The following is a 15,839-nucleotide window of genomic DNA, read 5'->3' on the forward strand; positions in this document are numbered from 1 at the left end:
AGCCACTCTTAATCGTGTCTTGGAACGAAATAGAGGCTTTTAAAGACTGCGTACATGGAGAATTAAAACAAGAATTACCCTCGAAAAGCCTATTTTTCCACTAAGTATTTATGCTCATTGCAAAGGTGAGATGCTCCCCATTTTCCCCTTGATTACTGGCTGCTCCTCGACAGGGATAAACCCAAGAAAATTGATTAACCCGACAGGTTTCTTCTAGCAACTGGATACATTGGGAAAAAGGTTCGATAGCGATAACTTTTCCCGTTTTTCCGACTCGATGAGCGGCACTAAAAGTATAAACTCCGGCATTTGCCCCCACATCAATAACCGTCATTCCTTCCCTAATACTATGGCGCCAAAATTCCATTTCTGCTTCAAACCAATCCCCTTGGGCGAGTAAAACTCCCGTGACAAAACTGCGAAAACTTGCTTCTACAGCTAGGGTAATATCCCGATCAAAATCGAGATAGGTAAAGGGCTGATTTATATCTAAATTTGTCCAACTTTTCCCCGTTACTTTCGCTGTTTCTAACCAAAAATTAGCTAATTGTTGTTGTCCTAATCCCCGATAGGCTAAATAAAGAGCTTGCAAATTGTCAGCATCTTCCGGATCGAGATTAACGGCGCGATGGAGATGAAATAAACCTTCTAGCTGTTGATTAATTAATTTGGCGATACCTAATTGACGATTGAGATGACAGGAATTGGGGTTAACATGATTAGCTAATTCCAGAAATCTTACCCCATTTTGATTATAAAAAGCCAGGGATGAGCGATATAATATTTCTGTAGATAAGAACAAGGTCTGCTCGCTATAATTAGCGATCTCCAATAAATCCCTTAATAATTCCTGTCGGTTATGGGCAGGAAAATAATAAATTAAACCCTGGGGATAATTAGCATTCACCGATGATAGCACTTGGACTAAAGCATTAAAAGCATTTTGTGCCGCTAAATCTCGATCGCCTACTAGATAATAAACTAGAGCTAAATGGGCAGTAGCAAGGGGATAAACCGCCATTTCTAGGACTCTTTGCAGAGATTGAAAAGCCATCTCCACATACATCGATCGCATTGGGGAATTTTCCGCTTCAATTAAAGCCATCACCGCACAGTTATGAAAATCTAAAGCCGTTTCTGGTTCATCCCAATTAGTAGATAGATTTTCTGCGATTAAAAACTCTCCATCCAGTGCCGGATTAATTGACTGGAGATACTGACGATAAAGCGCTAAATAATCACTCATAATCTAGTATGGCCTGCACCCATTTGGGCGGACGAGAAATCGGATTACCGAGGCGATCAAGAACTAATAACGCCACTAAATGCACGGCAAATAAGTATAATAAACTATTGACAAATATGCCCACAACTGCTATAGATTGCACTTGCAGCAGCGTCGGTTTAGCGAGAATCCCTAACCAGGTGAAAATCCAATCGATAAAATTAGTCGCTTGGGTAATCACATATAACCAGAGATTTTCGCCTAAAAGAATTGAAAATAGCCAAAAACGAAAGAATAAACCAAAAGCCCCCAAAAGTCCCCCGGTCAAGATAGAAAATTCCCAGCGCGCACCCCGGCGCCAGCATAGCCCCAATTGTACCCCCATCAAGCCGTGGGGAATCAAAAAGACGATACTGCGAGTCGGTCCCATTAACACCGACAAAAGTAAACTGGAAACTAATGCTGTCATGGAAGCACAACGAGCGCCCCAACGTAAATAGGCTAAAGCGATAGGAATCGGGAAGAAAACCCTTAATAACGGTCCGAGGGGAAAATAATAGTCAATTAACCAGATTAAACTGGTAGCACTGGCCAAAAAAGCCGTCTCCACCGTGATCAGGGTAGCGATAGACTTGAGGGGAGATGGTTGGATAGGTTTGGCAGTGGGTTTATCTAGGGGTTTCTCCTCTTCCCCCAGATCTACCCAATTGGTTTCATCTATTGTCTCTTCTGAGGATTGAGCGGGAGAATTAGCGTTAGAATCGTTCATTCTATAATTTATCCGGTGGTCGGGACGGGTTGGGCAGCTATTCTTAGCTTAGACCTGTGACTCCCAGTCAGGCAAGAGGCAAAAGGGGGAATAAATAATCAGTCTTTAATAACTGGATTTAGTATGAGGTGTTAGGGGTAGGAGAATTTACGGGAAATTTCCCTGTTTCTACTGAAAAAAACTGGCTCTAAATACCTTCTAAATCGGCTCCTAACTCGCGTAAACGAGATTTTAATTTTTCTATTTGTTGTAAAGCTAAAACCTTCTCTTGACGTTCCTGTTTAGCCACTTCTGCGGGGGTAGGAATTAATTCACCCTCCCTATTGAAATAGCGTAATTGTTGTTGATAAATACCCAGAAATAAGCCTAAGAGATCGCTCCATAGCCAACCCCTGTCCGTCGGTTCAATTGCTTGATATTGCCCTTCCATTAGCCGAAATCCTTGTAATTCTAAGGTTTCAGGATCGAACCAAAAATAATCGGGAGTGCGAAAAATATCTTGATAAATTTGTTTTTTCTCGCCGCGATCTATTTTGGCGGTACTAGGAGACAAAATTTCCACGATAACATCGGGATATTTGCCCCCTTCTCCCCAAACTACCCAACTTTTTCGATCTAAGCGTCTTTCTGTTCCCAAAACGACAAAAAAATCTGGTCCGCGAAAATACTCAGATTTTTTCTGATTAGGACTATAATAAATGGTCAAATTAGCGGCGGCAAAATAATCATTACGCTCTTGCCATAACCATTCTAAACACTGAAGTAAAATCAGAATTTGTTGTAAATGAGCGTAGCTTTCCAAGGGGGGTTCCTCACTCCAGATATCCCTGGGGGGAAATTTTACCTCATCCGCACAAAACTCGTTATTGTCGATGATGGGAAAAGTGGTCATCTTTTTTGAGGTTGGGTGTCGGTCATCTCATTATATCAAAAAAGGTGGGCGATAAACCCACCAGAAAAATAATCAAAAAACCTCAACGATAATTAGGACTTTGGATATCTCTAAGACGCGCTTCGGGGCGTTTAAATCTGTCCATTTGTGCCTCAAAGAATTGACGATTTTTAAGTAAATGTTTGGGATTAGGATCGTCGAGGGGATAGAGTAAAGCAGTGCGTAGAGCTTGAATAACTGCTGAAGTAACATTATACATCGATCGCTGGAAACTAATCCCCAATTGAATCAAAATATCATCTTCCCCCCGGCAGTTTTGCTGATAGTAATCAATCAGATATTGGGGTAAAAAATGATACATATCATCCATTAACAAAGTGGGAGGAATTCCCGCAGTACCCACGGGGAAAACATCCGCATAAAGAATGCCATAGTGAAAGTCTTTTTGTTGGTAGGGAACCTGTTTTGCTTGGGCATTATAGGACTTTGTCCCCCGGAAGGGAGCAGTACGATAAAAGACCGCTTCCACATAGGGTAAAGCCGCTTCATAAAGCCAAGTAAAAGCCTTTGATTTGGGGATAATTTCGTAGCATTGACCATCAATATAAACGTGATGATAAATCGGCCGCCCGGCGATGGCAAAAATACCATTAACGAGGAAATTCATGGCATCAGGAACACCTTTAAAGCCGCCTTCATCGTAGATATCAGACATCTCGAAAAATACAGGGGCCATCACTTCCCAGAATAGTCCTAAATTGGAGTAGTAGGACATCATCCGCACCTGTTCCAAGAACATATCGGGGAACAGGTCATAAAGTTTCATCATGACGGGATTTTTCTTGAAATAGGCCTTAATAGCGCGGTCGGCATTTTGGCGATATTCTTCTGAATCAAGATAGGCATCAAATAAACCCCAACCCATATCGCGGCCATGCCATAACATAGCTTGCATACAGGCTTCGGCAAATTCCATATTAATCCGGTCATGCCAAAGATGATGGATTAACCTGGGCATTTTTCTGGTTTTACCTTTATCCATGAATTCTAACAATTCAGGGTGAGCAGAACCCGTGCCGCGCCAGATGCGTAAATCGGCATTATCGCCAGCGTAATGATTTTGTAGGTCTAGGTATTCTTGGGGCAGAAAATATTTAAAAAAGGGCAAAGGATCGAGGAAAACTCGTTCGGCAATATAGAGCAGATCTCGCCAATAAAAATCCATCGGTACGGCATAAGCTTTATAAATACCGATAATCTGCATCAGGTTTTCGGGAGTATCCGGCAACATGGATCCACCCGCTTCTAAACGGTGGATAATGTTGGCAAATTCGTGAGTAGAAGGGGGAAGTTTGGCTTTGATTAATGTCCCAGTCATAGTTTTAGGTAAAGTAATTAGCATCGGTTACAATAATTCGGAAACAGCAAGGGATAACTAACTATTACTCAAAAATTTACCCCGATTCAACCAGTTGGTTTTTGAGGACTTTTGCGGAGATTTTTTGAAGACAAAACTAGGTTTTGCTTCTCCCGATAAGCTGGCAACCATCGAGTTAGTGGTGGGTTCAATCCAACGGACTAAATAATTGGGTTGAATACCTAAAAAGACGATTAATACCATTAAGACAAAAGCGGGAATAGTTTCCGATTTCAGGACTTTGGGATAGTAGGCAAGTTTGTTATCCAATTTACCAAAACAGGTGCGATTAAGCAGGATAACAAAGTAAACCGCCGTTAAACCGGAAGCGATGATACAGAGAACCGTCTGCACGGGAAAACGGGAAAAACTCCCCTGAAAAACGATAAATTCCGCCACAAATCCCACTAATCCGGGGATACCAGCGCTGGCCATACCGGCGAGAATTAACAGGGCGCTAACCAGGGGTAAACCGCGAATTGGGTTCATTAAACCGTTTAAAACGTCTAAATCTCTAGTTCCGGCTTTGCGTTCGACAATGCCCACCAGATAAAATAAAAGGGCGAGAATAAGACCATGGCTAATCATTTGCGCGACGGCACCAAGGACGCTTAAACCCGTGCCGGCGGCGGCTGCTACCAGTATATAGCCCATGTGACCGATCGAACTGTAGGCCACCATGCGTTTAATGTCTTTTTGGGCAATAGCGCTCAAGGCCCCGTAAATAACGCTAATAACGCCGACAATTGCCAGTCCGGGGGCGATTAAAGACCAAGTTTCCGGGAATAATTGCAGACCAAAGCGAACTAAGCCATAAGTACCGAGTTTAGCGAGGATACCACCTAATAAAATTGCTGTAGCGGGGGAAGCTTCCGTATAGGCATCCGGTAGCCAAGTATGGAGAGGTACGAGGGGTATTTTGATGCCAAATCCCACTAACAGCAGAGTTAAGAGCAGTAATTGGGTTTTTTGGGAGAAATCGGCGGTGGAGAGGGAGGAATAGTCAAAAGTGCCACCATTGAGGAAACCTATGCCTAAAAATGCCGCTAGGACTAATAACCCGGAGACAGCAGTGTAGAGAAGGAATTTAATCGAAGCATAGCCACGTTTTTCGCCTCCCCAGATAGCAATCATCAGATAAAAGGGGATTAATTCTAGTTCATAGAAAACGATGAACAGCAGCAGGTTTTTGGCCATTAATGCCCCAGAAACCCCGGCGTTAATCAGGAGGATTAGGATGTAATAAAGTCGGGGACGCTCTATTTTTTCTTCGCTACTATAGATAGCTATTCCTGTCAAGAAACAGTTTAAAATAATTAACGGTAAGGACAAACCATCGACTCCGAGGTTATAACTTAAACCGATTGGTTTTGCCCATTCGCGGTATTCAGAAAATTGAAAGCCATTACTGGTTAAGTTATATTGGGTCAGCAGATATAAAGACCACAAGAAGACGGCGGCAACAAAAAAGAGGGTAATTTGACGTAATTTTGCTGGGGCAAATTTATCGGGGAAAAGACCGACGATAATTGCTCCAATTATTGGCAACCAAAGCAGGGTACTGAGCATATTGGTATCGATCGAATTTACAATGACTGGGATGAGAAAACGATTAGCCAACCGACACGATGACTAATCTGGAATTGACTAAATTAAACTCACTTTTCCGCTATCGAGATCATAGTAGGCTCCAACAATTTTTAATTGTTTTTTATCTACTAAATCACCCATGACCGGGGATTTGCCCAATTTCTCTACTTGATAGATAACATTGGATTTAATTGCTCGCTCAAGTTTGTTGGAACCGGGTTGTTTTTCGGCCCGATCAACTCCCACCTGTAGGCCATCGATTAAACGACCGATTTGTCCAGGGAAACGACCCCCTTCAATGGTGGCTTTTACCGCTCCACAACGAGAATGACCAAGGACAACAATTACCTTGGCTCCTAATACCAACGTACCGAATTCGAGGCTACCAATTTCTTCGGAAGTGGCTAAATTTCCCGCTACCCGACAAACAAATAGATCTCCTAATCCGCGATCAAAAACGATTTCTGCCGGCACGCGAGAATCGGCACAGCCCAAAATTGCCGCAAAAGGGGCTTGACTTTCGGCCACTTCTGTGAGTCGAGCTTGATCGCGGTTAGGACTTTTTTGTCTTCGTTCCCAGAAACGTTGATTGCCTTCCATGAGCATAGTTAAGGCCTGGTCTGGGTTCAATCCTTTATTTTGAGCGGTCAGCCATGGCTCAGAATTAACAGCAGTTTGGGCGTTAGTTTGGGACAACTGAGAACCCAAAACAGTGGCGGCCAGACCGGTTCCCAAAAAACCACCACCATAACGGATTAATTGGCGACGAGAGGTATTGAACATAGGTAATTGTTTCCATATAATTAGGACAAGTCCTATAGCGGTAAGCGCTTGAGTGAGATACAGACCAAGCTTTGCCTAGCATGGTTTATAGCTCGTGACACTGTACCTCATACGACTGCACACCGCTATATTGTCAGGGCAAGGGATGCTAAAGAAAAGCCTAAGTTATCAAATCTTTAACTGAAAACTAGAGAAATTTGTGATAACAACGGCCAACAGATGATAATACCGATCAAAGCGACCCCCAAAATAATCGACAGAAAGTAAAATTGGGTTTGGCCCGAGACGTTATATTTCAAACTCTGACCACCAAAAACCGTGGCTAATCCCACCAGGTTAACGATGCCATCCACCAGAAAGGTATCGATCCAGTTAATAATTTGCGAGATTAATCCGACGACAAAAACGATGGTGACTTTATACAATTGGGCTGTATAAAGGTCGTTGGCAAAGAAATCTTGAAGGGCTTTCGGTTGAAAAACGATCGGTTTGGAGATATTTTCATTCAGGTAAATATAGGCTGCCGGAATTACGCCCGCAGCACTGGAAAGTACCAAGAGAAAAGCCACTCCCAGATTTAAGTTACTTGGTAATAAATGCCATTGCGCCAATAAAATCGGCAGATGAAGGGCGAAACCCATGGTCACAGTCATGGGGATAACTAAGGGCCAAAGAGCTTCCGGAGAGCGCAGGGTCATCGGTTTGATTTTACCGCCAAAGAAAACGCAAAATTCTCTAGTGACACTAAAAGCAGTTAAAGCATTGACCAACAATAGCACTAATAACAGTAAACCACTGATTTCTGCGAGGCGATCGCCCATGCGCGCTAATGCCCAAAAACCACCAAAGGGAGGCAGTGCGACCAAACTAGCGGCACCGACGAGATAACAAATACCAGAAACGGGACGACGGGACCATAAACCGCCGTATTGGCTTAAATCTTGGCTGATATTATTCCAAATGATGTTACCCACCACCATGACTAACAGGGACATAGCGATCGCATAAGTAAAGAGTAACACTAAAGCGGTTTCCGTTTGTCCGGTGGCCACAGCGATAAAAATCAGCCCCATGTAGGCGCTGACGGAATAGGAGAGGGAGCGCTTGACATCGATCTGGGCGATCGCAATTAAACCCGCACCGATGGCAGTAACAGAGCCAACAATGATCATTACTTGCAAGGTTAAGGGCGATAATTGCAGCACCGGCTCTAATTTGACCAATAACCAAGCGCCGGTGGAAACGACGACCGTATTCCGCAGAATTGTCGCTGGCATCGGTCCTTCCATTGCCTCATCTAGCCATAAATGCAGGGGAAATTGAGCGCATTTGCCCATCGGACCGGCAATCAATGCCAAACAGAGTAAATTAGCCACATTGGGGTTTAAATTGGCTGTAGCCGCCCATTGTGCTAATTGGTCAAAGTTCCAGGTTCCCGCCAGGGGTAAAAGGGCCACCACTCCCATCAACAGGATTAAATCGCCAATCCGTTTAGTCAGAAAAGCGTCCCGCGCCCCCGTCACTACCAGAGATTGATTGAACCAGAAACCAATCAGCAGATAAGTGCCGAGGGTGAGAACTTCTAGCACACAATAGCTGAAAAATAGCGAATTACAGATAACTAGGGCGCACATACCCCCTTCAAAGAGGGCGACGAGAGAATAAAACCTTGCCCAACCCCAATCCATTTCTAGATAGGCGATCGCATATACCTGGGCGGCGAGGTTTAAGCCGGTAATTAGCAGTAAAGCCCCGATATTAACGGCCGAAATCTGCACATCTAAAGATATGCTTAAATTTGCGGCATTTAGCCAATTAAATGCTATAGATTGGGGCGGACGACCCCAAACGGCGAGCAAAGCAAAAAGGCTATGCAAAAAAGCCCAGCAGGTCATGATCAAGTTCAGATAACCGGCCGGTCGGGGGCCAGTTTGCCGGATAATACCGGGAGACCAGGGTAGAGCGAGAAGTGCGCCCGCAAAGGCGTAAAGAGGTACCAACCAGATAGTCTGGCTGAAGGACTCGAACATATAAACACCTCAAGAAGAAAAATGATCCTGAATTAAAGTTTAAGGTTTAATGGCTCACTAATAAGCTGTCACCATTTTTTAACGAGGCATGAATGGGGATGGTTTGACTAGCTTCCAGCAGGTATTTTAAAAAAGCATCGGCAATCACGGAAAGTTGTTTTCCGGCCAGATAACAAACGTACCAATTGCGCTGAATCGGAAACTGTTCCACGTCGAGGATGGCTAATTCGCCGTTTTCCCCTTCCGAGATGAGAGTATGCTTAGATAGTACCGATAGTCCCAAACCGCCAGAAATAGCCTGTTTAATGGCTTCGTTACTGCCTAATTCCAAGCGCACCTTAACTTTAATATCGTGGAGATTAAATAATTTTTGTACCGCTTGGCGGGTTCCAGATCCCGATTCGCGCATAATAAAAGGTTGCTGGTTGAGGCACTCAAGGGGCAGATTTTTCTTACCCACCAATGGATGATCTCGTCGCGCCACCACCACTAGGGGATTTTCGAGGAAAGACTGAGAACAAAGTTCCACTTCTTCCGGCGGTTGACTGAGAATATAGAGGTCATCCTCGTTGTTTAACATTCGCTCTTGCAGTTTCTGATGATTAGTCACTTGCAGGGCGATGTCAATACCGGGATACTGTTGACAGAATGCCCCCAGTAATCGCGGTACAAAGTATTTAGCGGTAGTAATTACGCCTAAAGTCAGCTTTCCCTGTCTAGTTCCCTTAAGATCGGCCACTTTCATTTGAAAGTTGTCCAATTTATTAAAAATCTCTTGACAGGTGAACAGTAATTCCTTACCCGCTTCGGTTAAAAATAAACGTTTGCCAATTTGCTCGAATAGCGGTAAACCCACGGCTTTTGTGAGTTGTTTGACTTGGGTTGAGACGGTAGGTTGAGTGATAAATAACTCCTCGGCCGCCTTGGTAAAGCTACTGTGTCGAGCGGTAGCCTCGAAAACCCTTAACTGGTGCAGGGTTGCCTGTATCAAGTTCTTATCCCCTTCTCAATAACAACTATTTGTCACCATCAATCCTAACGTTTTTATAGATTCTAGTCAATTAATTTTTTGATAAATATAGACTTTAATAGATATAACCGCCGCTTAAGACCTTTTGTCAGCCATCAGCTTTTTTCTCCCTCCTCCCCTCCTCCCCACTCCCCCACTCCCCCATTACCCCATCTCCCCAATTCATAATTCATAATTCATAATTCATAATTAATAATTGATAATTCATAATTCATAATTATCTTGCTATAATCAGAAAACAACCATCTATTAAAATTAAAAGACAATGGTTAGTTATCTTGATATTGACGACGATCTTCTTTTCCCCGATAGCGATGGTCAACCGATGGCAGATAATACCGAACAATATGAGTGGATTGTCAAAATTAAGGAGAATTTAGAGATTATCTTTGCCGATGACCCTAAGGTGTTTATTGCCGGAGATTTACTCTGGTATCCTCTGCGTTCTACTTTGGTTTCACCGGTTGCTCCTGATGTGATGGTAGCTTTTGGCCGTCCCAAAGGACGGAGGGGTTCCTATCGTCAATGGCAGGAAGAAAATATCGCTCCTCAAGTGGTTTTTGAAATTCTATCACCGAAGAATACAAAAGCAGAGATGAGTCGAAAATTAGAGTTTTATGACACATATAGTGTAGAAGAATACTATTTATATAACCCGATGCGCTGTCGTTTACAAGGATGGCAAAGACAGGGAAAAACTTTAAGAGAAATTATCCCCATCAATGACTGGATAAGTCCCCGTTTAGGTGTGCGTTTTATCTGGAATAAATCTAGTTTAGAATTGTATCGTCCTGATGGAGAGAAATTTTTAACAACTGTTGAGTTAGAGTCTCAAATGCGTCAAGAAAAGAAACGTGCCGATAAAGAAAAGAAACGTGCCGATAAAGAAAAGAAACGTGCGGATCGACTAGCGGAACGCTTACAGGCGTTAGGATTAAGTTTAGAAGAAGAATAATACCATTTTTCTTTATTCGTAGCAGGCATGACCATCTCTGTCGTTACTTTGGAAAAATGGTATTTAGATCAGGTTTTTTTCATAAGTTATTAGTAAACAGTAATCAGTGAAATGATTACTGTTTACTGATAGCTAAAAAAATCTTTCAACTTCTAATAAATTTTCTAGGCGATCGAGAACTATATCGGTGATACACTTAATCCGGTATAAACAGGCTTTAGTATCTGTGGAGTTGAAAGTGCCATTTTCCCAATATTTGTTACTACCGGCACCACCCCCACAAACCCCAAAATAATCGCATTTTTGGCGACATAAATCGACTCCACCGCGCATATCAGCGTAAATTTGTTGAAATTTCTCGGTTTCACAGATAGATTCTAGGGAATCGGTCAAAACATTACCAAAAATAAAATCGCCGTAGGGTTGGGTTTTAATCGATAGTAATTCCGGATCAAAGGTGGAAAAATTACCTTGATTATCAAAATTGACAATCATAAAAGGTCGATTCATATCGGTATTTTCTAAGCGTTCATCGGCATAAATCAAACTACAGATCGATTCAAATTCCCGCAGCTTAAATTCTCCTTGTTTGGCCGTGACTAACTCCCAAAATCTGGCAATAAACTGGCGATAACGTTGTTCAATACCTAATTTATCTAAGGAAGATTGTGAATGAATACCCTCGGTTTCTTCCATATTAAAAGCCACATCGGTAAGGCCATGATCCCAAAAAAAGTTAAAAATTTCGTCGGGATAGTCGAGGGAATCTTCTGTTAAAACAGCGATGATACTGACATCAATTTCATGTTTTTGTAAGAAAGAAATCCCCCGCATTGTAGCAGCATGACTGCCAGTTCCCTTGCGGTTTTGCCGGTGGATATCGTGAATAAAGGCCGGTCCATCAAGACTGACTCCCACATAAACATCATGCTTTTTAAATAATTGACACCAAGCATCGTTAATATAAGTGGCGTTAGTTTGTACCGAATGACGAAAACAGTAACCCTGCTGATTATATTTCTCGCTAACTTCCGCAATTTTGGCGAAAGCACTTTCATAAAAACTGATGGGAACTGCTAAGGGTTCGCCTGCGTGCCAGCAAATGGTAAAATCATCTTGGAGAAAACGACTACTAAAAACCCTCTGAAAAATCGGCTCGATTAAATCTAAGGATAAGGTATTTTTTAAGTGGCGATCGGGTAAATAACAGTAATCACAATTGAGATTACAAAAAGAAGTCGGCTGCACGACTACTAAAGTAATTGGACCACAATCCGACCAATCTATATTTGTGTTTTTTTCCATCATTCTATTTTTAAAATTCTCCCTTAAAGTATGATAACCGATAACTGATTCTGGGAATTGTATCTTAATTCTACCTATACTATTTCCTATTCCCTCAATAATAAATAATATAATTGACCCGGAGTATTAATTAAACCGGCTCGCTCGCCAGCATTTTTTCCTGTTCCCATAAAAATATCTACCCTCCCAGTACCTTTAATCGCGCTGCCAGTATCTTGATCGAGAACATAGCGACTAACTAATTTTTTATTAAGATTTCCCTGGGGAATTTCTGTCTCAATTACTGCTAAAGCACCGGGGGGAAAAATACTTTTATCTGTAGCGATCGATCTTTCTGGTAAAACTGGAACTCCAATACTACCAGTGGCAGCTGCGCCGTGGGTTTCTCGAAAGAAAATAAACCGATTATTGCGGGGAATATAATTCTTTAATTGCTCAGGATTATTTCTGAGAAAATCTAAAACCATTGGTAAGGTTAAACCCTCAGCAGGAAAAATACCATCGGCAATCATTTCTTTTCCCAGACTGGTGTAGGGATGCTCGGTATTGCCATCAAAACCAATGCTCATAATTTGACCATTAGGTAAACGTAATTTCGCCGAACCTTGCACATGAACTAAATAAGCTTCTAAGCGATCTTTTAACCAGACTAATTCGTATCTCGAGAGACGGCTATTTTCCCCCAGTAAACCATCTTTTCCCTCTAATTCTACCCTAGCTGGATGGGGTTTAGACCAGCGAGAAAAGTTAGCAGGTCGGCGATAAAGAGGATATTTATACTCGGCGGTTTTTTGGCGACTTGCTTGATAAATTGGCTCAAAATAACCAGTAAATTTAACATTTCCCTGGCTATCATTACCCAAAGAACGATACCAAATAAATTCTTTTTTAACTGCCTTTTGTAGAGCTGCGGGAGTGGGAGAATTCTGCACTAATTGACGAAAACGTACTAAGGAACGATAGACTCGCTGACGAGTTATTTCAGGAATAGGATAATTTTGATAGGCGCGGATCGCTGCCGAGCTATTCAGATAACGTAAACTATGATCGATCGCTTGTAGGAGGTTTTTTTTGTCCGTTAGCAGTCGTTCATCGTATCCCGTAGATGTTCCTAATTCTGAGATTTCAAAACGTTCTAGGGGCAAATTTGCGGGGGTGAGGGCAATTAATCCCAAGCTGAGGGGGAGGAGTGTCAAAAGGTGTTTCATGGTGACAGGAGTGGGCAGCTATTGACTCGATTAACAATCAAGAAGGATAAATGAGAAAAGTTGTTTCTTATTTATATCATGAGGATAGTTGTTGCCGATAAATCTTAATTTGTTCCAAGCGAGGGCCGACCTTAGAAATAATGGTAAATTCTAAATTTTGGTAATATAATTGTTCTCCCACCTTCGGTATTTTTTGCCAATGATGGAGGACAAAACCGGCTAGGGTTTGGTATTCATCGGCCAAGGGTAAACTTAAATTTAATGCTTTGTTCACGTCCTCTAAATTCATTTGTGCTTGTACGAGAAAAGTCGATTCATCGAGGAGTTGATATTTTACTGTTCCTGATTCATCACTAGGGGAAAAAGTTCCTAGAATCTCACCGATTAAATCTTTTAGGGTTAATAAACCGGCTGTTCTGCCAAATTCATCGACAATGATAACCATCTTTAAGGATGATTCCCGCATCACTGTTAGTAATTCATTTAAAGCAGTAGTTTCGGGGAAAAAACGCACAGGTTTCAACCAAGTTTTAATCGGGGTTGTTAAATTTAACTGACCCTGAGCAAGGGGTAAAGCTAAATCTTTAAAATCGATCAGACCACGGATATCATCACCGGAATCTCCTTCCACAGGATAACAAGAATAGCCACTGTTAACTACTTGGAGCAATAATTCCTCAAAAGTTGCGGTCGAGGAAATAGCTATTAAACGGTTATGGGGAACCATGATTTCCGCGGCAGTGATTTCGCTAAACTGGAAAACATTATTTAAAATTTTCCTTTCCGCTGCTTCTAATCCCGTTAATTCCCCTTCCATGCTGATAATTAATTGTAATTCCTCGGAAGTTACCCGACTAGAACGCTGTAGATCTACTTCGGGGATACGGGTTAAAACCAATAAAAAACGAGTTGATTGGTTAATAATACCGATAAAAGGCTTAAAAATCCGGGAAATAACGCCAATAGGTGCTGCTAATAATCGCGCCATCGGTTCGGCATAAATTAAAGCTAGGGATTTGGGATAAAGTTCCCCAAAAACTATCTGGAGATAGGCAACGATTAAAAAAGCTAGACAAAGAGAGAAACCATGGGAGAGCAGATTTTGCCAGTTTAAAGAAAAGGGTAAAAAACTTAGTAATTTCTTCACAAAAACGGTCATGGTACTCTCCCCGATCCAACCTAAAGCTAAACTAGAAAGGGTGATACCTAATTGGGTAGTGGAAAGCAAGCGATCGAGACTTCTTTGTAGAGATTGTACCGTCTGCGCTGGCACATCTCCCGCAGCCACTAGCTGACTGACGCGGGTACGACGGACAGACACAAGCGAAAATTCGGCCGCTACGAAAAAAGCATTGAGCGCGATTAGTAAAAAGACTAAAATTAAACGAGTCAATAAATCCTGATTATCCATAGCGAAAAGGCAAAATTCGCCTTTTTTAAAGCCTATCCTTTGGTTTCGTCCTTTGATTGCGGTTGGTTTTTCTGTTGTTGCATATAAACTCTCACTCTTTTAATTACTTCTTCTTCTTTAACTGGGATAAAAGTTTGATTGCGACCATAACTGGTGCGATCGTTGGTAAACTTTTTAGCGGGGTTGATATCCGGTTGACTGACTCCTTTTAGGGAGGCGATTCCCAATTGATAGGCTACCCAACCGCTACCGAAGCCGGCGGCTAACATGGCTACCATCAAAAGGAGTCCTAACTGCAAGGAGGTGCTGACTGAAAATTTTTTCATCTTGGTGGGGCTGGATTTTCACGTTCGGAGTAACTACCGATCTATAATGAGTTAATAGTATAACCCAGGGTTGGCCGAGCGGTTGAGGCAACGAACTCATAATTCGTGCTAGGCAGGTTCAACTCCTGCACCCTGGATAGTTTTGATGGCTTCGGAAGGTATTCGGTAGCAGTATTCAGAGTGTAGGGTGCGTGTTTGCGGTTACTAATTTGGTCAAAAAACCCAAACTAACAAGCCGCCGTAACGCACCAATTATATTATCTCTTGTTTCAAGGCTCTGCCTTGCAACACAGTATTTAAGGCTCTGCCTTAAATATTATTCAGGTAGAATCCTTGCTTCTGATCAAGGTTCTGGTATCTCCAACTGACGAAAAATTCTCACAGCCATCCTCGACAATTTCTCGATGTCGAGGGATGGCTGTGCGCCGACCATTGAGGGGATTTTCCCAGATGGAATGTTCACTTCCTTCTCGTACCAATTGACAACCCTGTTGACTGAGATAACGCAACAAATCTCGACGCTTCTTGACATCCTCACCGTCCGTTTACGGCGGTGAGGATGTCAAGAGGAAAGGATAATATATAATGATGGTCTATGACAGAGAGAAACATTAAATACTGTTTGGTATTAGGAGAAAAGCTGTGCCACTGATTAAAATACCAAGGAATTATCTGATTGCTGAAGATGAAAATTTTATTACAGCAGACGTGCCAGATTCACTGCTTCAGCTTTGGCAAAAAGATTATCAAAAGGTGGTTAAAGCCAAAGGTATTCTTAAGGATAAAAAAGCGGCAATGCTATCTCATGTAGAGTCTCTTCGTCGGGAGTGGGATGGATGAAATACGTCTATGATACCAATATTTTTATTTATTATTTAGCCGATGACGATATAGTTAC

Annotated in this window: 15 protein-coding genes and 1 tRNA gene; 3 read left to right on the top strand and 13 right to left on the bottom strand. The window is 42.3% G+C overall.

Annotated elements, in window-relative coordinates:
- Nucleotides 1–100: 100 nt before the first annotated feature.
- The 8 genes from IM477_RS06985 to IM477_RS07020 all read right to left on the bottom strand — a co-directional run bounded on the left by IM477_RS06985 (nucleotide 101) and on the right by IM477_RS07020 (nucleotide 9,697).
- Entirely contained in the window at nucleotides 101–1,246 is a 1,146-nt protein-coding gene (locus IM477_RS06985) for an FkbM family methyltransferase (RefSeq protein WP_287731081.1), read from the bottom strand.
- Nucleotides 1,239–1,994: a DUF2232 domain-containing protein gene (locus tag IM477_RS06990; protein ID WP_287731083.1), complete on the bottom strand. Its 756-nt coding sequence runs from the start codon at nucleotides 1,992–1,994 to the stop codon at nucleotides 1,239–1,241. Before IM477_RS06990 ends, IM477_RS06985 begins: the two co-directional genes overlap by 8 nt.
- A gap of 187 nt (nucleotides 1,995–2,181) precedes the next feature.
- Nucleotides 2,182–2,886, bottom strand: a complete 705-nt coding sequence (locus IM477_RS06995; RefSeq protein WP_287731085.1) for a Uma2 family endonuclease — start codon at nucleotides 2,884–2,886, stop codon at nucleotides 2,182–2,184.
- Between the two features lie 82 nt (nucleotides 2,887–2,968).
- A complete protein-coding gene (locus tag IM477_RS07000) occupies nucleotides 2,969–4,264 on the bottom strand; it encodes a CO2 hydration protein (protein WP_287731098.1) in 1,296 nt (431 codons plus the stop codon).
- A 57-nt stretch (nucleotides 4,265–4,321) separates the two neighbouring features.
- Nucleotides 4,322–5,872 (bottom strand): NADH-quinone oxidoreductase subunit M, encoded by a 1,551-nt coding sequence (locus IM477_RS07005; RefSeq protein WP_287731087.1) that lies wholly within the window; start codon nucleotides 5,870–5,872, stop codon nucleotides 4,322–4,324.
- Nucleotides 5,873–5,950: 78 nt separating this feature from the next.
- Nucleotides 5,951–6,676, bottom strand: a complete 726-nt coding sequence (locus tag IM477_RS07010) for a carbonic anhydrase (RefSeq protein ID WP_287731088.1) — start codon at nucleotides 6,674–6,676, stop codon at nucleotides 5,951–5,953.
- 176 nt (nucleotides 6,677–6,852) lie between these two features.
- Nucleotides 6,853–8,706, bottom strand: coding sequence for an NAD(P)H-quinone oxidoreductase subunit F (locus IM477_RS07015; protein WP_287731089.1), 1,854 nt, complete (start codon nucleotides 8,704–8,706; stop codon nucleotides 6,853–6,855).
- 46 nt (nucleotides 8,707–8,752) lie between these two features.
- On the bottom strand, nucleotides 8,753–9,697 hold the full coding sequence (locus tag IM477_RS07020; RefSeq protein WP_287731091.1) for a LysR family transcriptional regulator: 945 nt from the start codon (nucleotides 9,695–9,697) through the stop codon (nucleotides 8,753–8,755).
- Between the two features lie 304 nt (nucleotides 9,698–10,001).
- Between IM477_RS07020 and IM477_RS07025 the strand changes: the two genes are divergently transcribed.
- Nucleotides 10,002–10,691, top strand: coding sequence for a Uma2 family endonuclease (locus IM477_RS07025; RefSeq protein WP_287731092.1), 690 nt, complete (start codon nucleotides 10,002–10,004; stop codon nucleotides 10,689–10,691).
- A 132-nt stretch (nucleotides 10,692–10,823) separates the two neighbouring features.
- On the opposite strand, the gene grrM is transcribed toward IM477_RS07025, so the two are convergent.
- The 4 genes from grrM to IM477_RS07045 all read right to left on the bottom strand — a co-directional run bounded on the left by grrM (nucleotide 10,824) and on the right by IM477_RS07045 (nucleotide 14,941).
- The gene (grrM, locus tag IM477_RS07030) at nucleotides 10,824–11,996 is read right to left on the bottom strand and encodes a cyclophane-forming radical SAM/SPASM peptide maturase GrrM/OscB (protein WP_287731099.1); all 1,173 of its coding nucleotides are present in this window, start codon (nucleotides 11,994–11,996) and stop codon (nucleotides 10,824–10,826) included.
- Between the two features lie 86 nt (nucleotides 11,997–12,082).
- Nucleotides 12,083–13,204 (bottom strand): murein transglycosylase A, encoded by a 1,122-nt coding sequence (gene mltA, locus IM477_RS07035; RefSeq protein ID WP_287731094.1) that lies wholly within the window; start codon nucleotides 13,202–13,204, stop codon nucleotides 12,083–12,085.
- 76 nt (nucleotides 13,205–13,280) lie between these two features.
- Nucleotides 13,281–14,615, bottom strand: a complete 1,335-nt coding sequence (locus IM477_RS07040; RefSeq protein WP_287731095.1) for a hemolysin family protein — start codon at nucleotides 14,613–14,615, stop codon at nucleotides 13,281–13,283.
- Nucleotides 14,616–14,647: 32 nt separating this feature from the next.
- Nucleotides 14,648–14,941, bottom strand: coding sequence for a hypothetical protein (locus IM477_RS07045; RefSeq protein WP_287731096.1), 294 nt, complete (start codon nucleotides 14,939–14,941; stop codon nucleotides 14,648–14,650).
- Between the two features lie 64 nt (nucleotides 14,942–15,005).
- Between IM477_RS07045 and IM477_RS07050 the strand changes: the two genes are divergently transcribed.
- Nucleotides 15,006–15,078, top strand: a tRNA-Ile gene (locus IM477_RS07050).
- A 183-nt stretch (nucleotides 15,079–15,261) separates the two neighbouring features.
- On the opposite strand, the gene IM477_RS07055 is transcribed toward IM477_RS07050, so the two are convergent.
- Nucleotides 15,262–15,453, bottom strand: coding sequence for a type II toxin-antitoxin system HicA family toxin (locus tag IM477_RS07055; protein WP_287731097.1), 192 nt, complete (start codon nucleotides 15,451–15,453; stop codon nucleotides 15,262–15,264).
- A gap of 130 nt (nucleotides 15,454–15,583) precedes the next feature.
- Here IM477_RS07055 and IM477_RS07060 point away from each other — a divergent pair, with 130 nt between their 5' ends.
- Nucleotides 15,584–15,781, top strand: a complete 198-nt coding sequence (locus IM477_RS07060) for a hypothetical protein (protein WP_002789758.1) — start codon at nucleotides 15,584–15,586, stop codon at nucleotides 15,779–15,781.
- Nucleotides 15,782–15,839: the final 58 nt, after the last annotated feature.

Origin of the sequence: Microcystis sp. M090S1 (genome assembly GCF_020246295.1) — a bacterium.
Lineage (GTDB): Bacteria > Cyanobacteriota > Cyanobacteriia > Cyanobacteriales > Microcystaceae > Microcystis > Microcystis aeruginosa.

Excerpts from the sequence above, each read along its gene's own strand:
- IM477_RS06995 (WP_287731085.1), bottom strand. The coding sequence starts at position 2,886 with ATGACCACTTTTCCCATCATCGACAATAACGAGTTTTGTGCGGATGAG.
- IM477_RS06990 (WP_287731083.1), bottom strand. The coding sequence starts at position 1,994 with ATGAACGATTCTAACGCTAATTCTCCCGCTCAATCCTCAGAAGAGACA.
- grrM (WP_287731099.1), bottom strand. The coding sequence starts at position 11,996 with ATGGAAAAAAACACAAATATAGATTGGTCGGATTGTGGTCCAATTACT.
- IM477_RS07015 (WP_287731089.1), bottom strand. The coding sequence starts at position 8,706 with ATGTTCGAGTCCTTCAGCCAGACTATCTGGTTGGTACCTCTTTACGCC.
- IM477_RS06985 (WP_287731081.1), bottom strand. The coding sequence starts at position 1,246 with ATGAGTGATTATTTAGCGCTTTATCGTCAGTATCTCCAGTCAATTAAT.
- IM477_RS07040 (WP_287731095.1), bottom strand. The coding sequence starts at position 14,615 with ATGGATAATCAGGATTTATTGACTCGTTTAATTTTAGTCTTTTTACTA.
- mltA (WP_287731094.1), bottom strand. The coding sequence starts at position 13,204 with ATGAAACACCTTTTGACACTCCTCCCCCTCAGCTTGGGATTAATTGCC.
- IM477_RS07010 (WP_287731088.1), bottom strand. The coding sequence starts at position 6,676 with ATGTTCAATACCTCTCGTCGCCAATTAATCCGTTATGGTGGTGGTTTT.
- IM477_RS07000 (WP_287731098.1), bottom strand. The coding sequence starts at position 4,264 with ATGACTGGGACATTAATCAAAGCCAAACTTCCCCCTTCTACTCACGAA.
- IM477_RS07045 (WP_287731096.1), bottom strand. The coding sequence starts at position 14,941 with ATGAAAAAATTTTCAGTCAGCACCTCCTTGCAGTTAGGACTCCTTTTG.
- IM477_RS07025 (WP_287731092.1), top strand. The coding sequence starts at position 10,002 with ATGGTTAGTTATCTTGATATTGACGACGATCTTCTTTTCCCCGATAGC.
- IM477_RS07005 (WP_287731087.1), bottom strand. The coding sequence starts at position 5,872 with ATGCTCAGTACCCTGCTTTGGTTGCCAATAATTGGAGCAATTATCGTC.